3 protein-coding genes are annotated in these 5,155 nt (G+C 66.0%); all 3 read left to right on the top strand.

What is annotated here, in order from left to right; translation table 11 throughout:
* Positions 1–1,773 (top strand): hypothetical protein (locus VEG08_12185; protein ID HXZ28742.1); only part of this gene is annotated, 1,773 nt, incomplete at its 5' end.
* A 103-nt stretch (positions 1,774–1,876) separates the two neighbouring features.
* Complete coding sequence (locus VEG08_12190) at positions 1,877–2,950, top strand: MlaD family protein (GenBank protein HXZ28743.1); 1,074 nt, start codon at positions 1,877–1,879, stop codon at positions 2,948–2,950.
* 144 nt (positions 2,951–3,094) lie between these two features.
* The gene (locus VEG08_12195) at positions 3,095–5,134 is read left to right on the top strand and encodes a M13 family metallopeptidase (GenBank protein ID HXZ28744.1); all 2,040 of its coding nucleotides are present in this window, start codon (positions 3,095–3,097) and stop codon (positions 5,132–5,134) included.
* Positions 5,135–5,155: the final 21 nt, after the last annotated feature.

Raw genomic sequence — 5,155 nt, forward strand, 5'->3', positions numbered from 1 at the left:
GACGCTGCTACTGCGATCATGGGCGTCGACCCGCAGAAATGGGGCGAGACCCGACCCCCAGCGCCGGGAGCGGATTCCCAGGGTAATGAGCAAGCGGGCTACAACTGGAAGCAGGACCTCATGTCGGCGGCGCCAGCCATCGCCAACGTGCTGCGCCCGCGCGGCGCGTACGCCATCATCGGTCCGGGCGGCGGCGTGGACGTGCTGCGCGCGGTGGCCAACGGCAGCCCCTCGGTCACCGCCATCGAGATCAATCCCATCATCGCGAATACGATCATGCGCGGCCGCTACGCCGACTACGCCTTTCGCCTTTATGAGATCCCCGAGGTGCACTTGCACGTGGCCGACGGGCGCTCCTGGATCCGGCAGAGCCGCGACCAGTACGACGTGATCCAGATGACGCTGGTGGACACCTGGGCCTCGACCGCGGCCGGGGCCTTCGCGCTCAGCGAGAACAGCCTTTACACCACCGAGGCCTTCCGCGAGTACTTCGACCACTTGAAGCCCGACGGCATCATCGCCATCACCCGCTGGGAGTTCAAGGAGCCGCGCGAGGCCCTGCGCGTGGTGGCGCAGGGCATCCAAGCCCTACGCGAAAGTGGTGTTCCGGCCGAGGACATCCCCAACCACTTCGCAGTGGTTGCCGATGGAAGGCTGGACGAGGACGGTCGTCCAGTGACGGTCTTGATTAAGAAGAGTCAGTTCAACGGCGAGGAAGAGGATGCGCTTTTTCGGTACGTGACCACACATGCCAAGCTGTACGGAATTTACACGCCCGTGCGCTTTGGGGGGAGCCTCCTAAAGGGGTGTCCTAGCAACGGCTCGATTCCCTTTGGATGGGAGCAACTGTGCGCCCCTGAGGTTCGGAGCATTACCGAAGCACATAGTGCGTCTCGGGGCGCAATCCAGCCTTTTAGCGATCTGATTCTCGCGGCCTCCATGTCGTCGCCGCAGCATGACTACCGACGCGACTTCATCAAACGGTATCCCTACAACATCTCCCCCGTCACCGACGACGCGCCCTTCTTCTTCTTCACGCTGAAGACCGGGCAGGTGCTGAAGGGGATCATGGCCGGCACCGGGCGCGGCATGGACTGGCGCATCAACCTGGGGACGGTGGTGCTGGGAATGCTGCTGGTGATCTCGCTGCTGGCGGTGGGGGCCTTCCTGGTGCTGCCGCTGGCGCTCTACGCCCCGGCGCGAGCGGCGGGCAGTGCCCGCCTGCTCTACTTCGTGGCCGTCGGGCTGGGATACATCCTGGTGGAGATCGCCTTCATCCAGCGCTTCGTGCTCTTCCTGGGGCACCCAACCTACGCGCTGACGGTGGTGATCTTCCTGCTCTTGCTGGCCAGCGGGGCGGGCAGCGTGCTGGCGCGGCGCTGGCTGCGCGATCCTCTGCGGGTGCGGTGGCCGCTGGCGCTGATCGTGCTGGCGCTCGCGGCCTACGTCTTTATCCTGCCGCGGACGCTGGGAGCGCTGGTGGGGCTGCCCTTTGTCCTGAAATTGGGGTTGAGCGCGGCGGTGCTGGCGCCCCTGGGCCTGGCCATGGGCATGCCCTTTCCCAGCGGGCTGCGGGCGCTGGCGGCTTCGGTAGGCGCGACCGGGGAGAACACCATCGAGTGGGCCTGGGCGATGAACGCGGCCGCCAGCGTGCTAGGCTCCGTGCTGGCCATGGTGATCGCCATACACTACGGGCTGGCGGTGACGCTGGCCTGCGGCGGGGCGGCGTACCTCATGGCGACTGTGCTTTCTCCCTGGCTCCGCCCTCGCTGACGCTGGCGTCCCAAGTCGGGAAGCGCTTGACCCTGCTGACGAGGGGGCCGGGTTCTGGTATCATGCGCGCGCTTCCTTTTTCTGCCTTCCCCGGGGAGGGAATGTGCCGAGCCAACAGCAAGTAAGATGGTCGGAATTGCGGGTAGGCCTGACGGTGCTGTTCGCCGCCATCGTGCTGGGGACCCTGATCTTCCTCATGACCGGCACCACCGGCCTGTTCACCCCCAAGATCAACCTGAAGGCCTTCTTCGATAACGCCAGCGGGCTGCGCGTGGGCGCCCCGGTGCGCCTGGAGGGGGTGGACATCGGCAACGTCACCAGCATCCGCGTGGTGCCGGGGCGGCCGGCCTCGCCGGTGGAGGTGACCATGAAGGTCACCACCAAGTACAAGGCCGAACTGCACAAGGACTCGGTGGCCACGCTGGCCACCGCCGGAGTGCTGGGCGAGACCTACGTGGACATCTCCAGCAAGGGCGCCAAGGGGCCGGAGGCCAAGAACTGGGACGTGCTGCAGACGGTGGAGACCCCGGACATCACCGACGTGGTGCGCGCCAGCCAGACCACGCTGCAGAACGTCGACATCCTGGTGCGCAGGCTGGACCGCATCGTGGCCGCCATCGAGCGCGGCGAGGGCTCGGTGGGCAAGCTCATCTACGATCCCTCCCTGTTCAACAAGCTCAACGCCACCCTGGACGAGATTCAGACCACGGTGAACGACGTCAGCAAGGGCAAGGGCTCGATCGGCAAGCTCATCACCAGCGACGAGCTCTACAACAAGCTCAACGACTCGGTGACCAAGATCAACAAGATGGTCGACGAGATGGACAAGGGCCAGGGCACGGTGGGCAAGCTCATCAAGGACCCCTCCCTCTACAACAATGCCAACGAGACCATGGCCAAGGCCAACCGCCTGATGGCCGACATCAACGAGGGCCGGGGCACGCTGGGCAAGGTGGCCCACGACGAGGAGTTCGCCAGGAAGGTGGACCGCACCGTCTCCAACCTGGCCGACATCACCGATCGCATGGACAAGGGCGAGGGTACGGTGGGCAAGCTCTTCAAGGACCCGTCGCTCTACAATAACGCCGACCAGATGCTGGTGGAGACCCGCAACCTGGTCCAGGCCATCCGGGAAAACCCCAAGAAGTACCTGACCATCCACTTCCGGGTGTTCTAGGCCCGCGATCGGCCTCCGGAAAGGCAGCCCCTGACCGGTCACCGGCTGCGCCTGCAGCCGGGCCCTGCCCGTAACATTTCTCTATGGCCGGGGCTGCCCGCCGTTTTAGACTGCTGGGTTTCCGTATCCCCTGAGAGGAGCGTTATGAGGCTATTGAAAGCGATCTGCCTGATGCTGTTGACGTCGGCGCTGGCGGTGGCCCAGGGCGGCCCCGCCGCGGACGAAGCCCCCAAGGCCCTGCCCACCTTCCACGCCGAGGCGGTGGACAAGAGCGTGGACCCCTGCGTGGACTTCTACCGGTACGCGTGCGGCAAGTGGATCAAGGACAATCCCATCCCCGCCGACCAGGTGGTGTGGGGCACGTTCAGCCTGCTGGCGGAACACAACCGCGCGGTGCTGCACCAGATCCTGGAGAAGGCCTCGGCGAACGACCCCAAGCGCGACGCCGTCGACAAGAAGGTGGGCGACTTCTACGCCGCCTGCATGGACGAAAAGGGGGTGGAGGCCCAGGGGACCAAGCCCATCCGGCCGGAGCTGGCGCGCATCGCCGCGCTGACGAGCAAGGCGCAACTGCCGGGCGAAGTGGCCCACCTGCAAGGCATGGGAGTGCGGACCTTCTTCCGCTTCGAGTCCGACCAGGATTTCAAGGATGCGACCAGCCAGATCGCGGAGGCGGACCAGGGCGGGCTGGGCCTGCCCGACCGCGACTATTACCTCAAGGACGACCCGCGCTCCAAGTCGATCCGCGAGGCCTACCAGGGGCACGTGGCCAAGATGTTCGAACTGCTGGGCGAGAAGCCGGAGCAGGCGACCGCCGACGCCGCCACCGTCATGAAGATCGAGACCGCGCTGGCCCAGGCCTCCATGGACCGGGTGGCGCGCCGCGATCCGGCCGCGATCTATCACAAGATGGCCAAGAAGGACCTGCTGGTCATGACCCCGAGCTTCGCCTGGAACCAGTATCTGGCGGCGCTCGCCGTGCCCGCCTTCCAGGACGTCAACGTGGTGGCGCCGGACTTCTTCAAGGGCCTGGAAGCGCTGCTGCAGAGCACTCCCCTGGCCGACTGGAAGACCTACCTGCGCTGGGGCGTGGTGAACTCGTCGGCGCCCTTCCTCTCTTCGGCCTTCGTCGACGAGGACTTCAACTTCAGCGGCAAGACGCTGGCCGGGGCCAAGCAGATCCAGCCGCGCTGGAAGCGCTGCACCTCGCTCACCGACCGCAACCTGGGCGAGGCCCTGGGACAGAGGTATGTGGACGTGGCTTTCCCCGGGGAGAGCAAGGCGGCGACGCTGAAGATGGTGATGGCGCTGGAGAAGGCGCTGGGCGAGGACATCCAGGGCCTGGACTGGATGTCGGAAACCACCAAGCAGCAGGCCCTGGCCAAGCTGCAGGGCATCGCCAATAAGATCGGCTATCCCGACCACTGGCGCGACTACCGCAGCCTCAAGGTGGAGCGCGCCGACCTGCTGGGCAACGTGCGCCGGGGCGCAGCCTTCGAAGTGCGCCGCGACCTCAACAAGATCGGCAAGCCGGTAGACCACAAGGAGTGGGGCATGACGCCGCCCACCGTCAACGCCTACTACAACCCGCCGGAGAACAACATCAACTTCCCCGCCGGCATCCTGGAGCCGCCGTTCTTCGATAACTCGATCGACGACGCGGTTAACTACGGCGCCATCGGCATCGTCATCGGCCATGAGCTCACCCACGGCTTCGACGACTCCGGCGCGCGCTTCGACGGCGCCGGCAACCTGCAGAACTGGTGGTCGCCCAAGGACAAGGCCGAGTTCGAGAAGCGCACCGGCTGCGTCGCCGACCAGTACAGCCAGTACTCGCCCATCGAGGGAGTGAAGCTGAACGGCCGGTTGACGCTGGGCGAGAACGCCGCCGACAACGGCGGCTCTCACCTCGCCATGATGGCGCTGCGCGCGCACTACAACGGCAACGAGCCGCCCGACAAGGACGGCTTCACCGCCGAGCAGCGTTTCTGGATCGGCTTCGCCCAGGTGTGGTGCGAGAACTCCCGGCCGGAGCGCTCCCGCACCATGGCGCTCTCCGATCCGCACTCCCCGGGACGCTTCCGCGCCATCGGCGTCGTCTCCAACTCGGCCGACTTCGCGAAAGCGTTCGGCTGCAAGGCCGGCGACCCCATGGTGCGCGAGAACGCGTGCCGGGTGTGGTAGTTGGTAGTTGGTAGTTAGTCG

The sequence above is a fragment of the Terriglobales bacterium genome, from assembly GCA_035624475.1.
Lineage (GTDB): Bacteria > Acidobacteriota > Terriglobia > Terriglobales > Acidobacteriaceae > DASPRL01.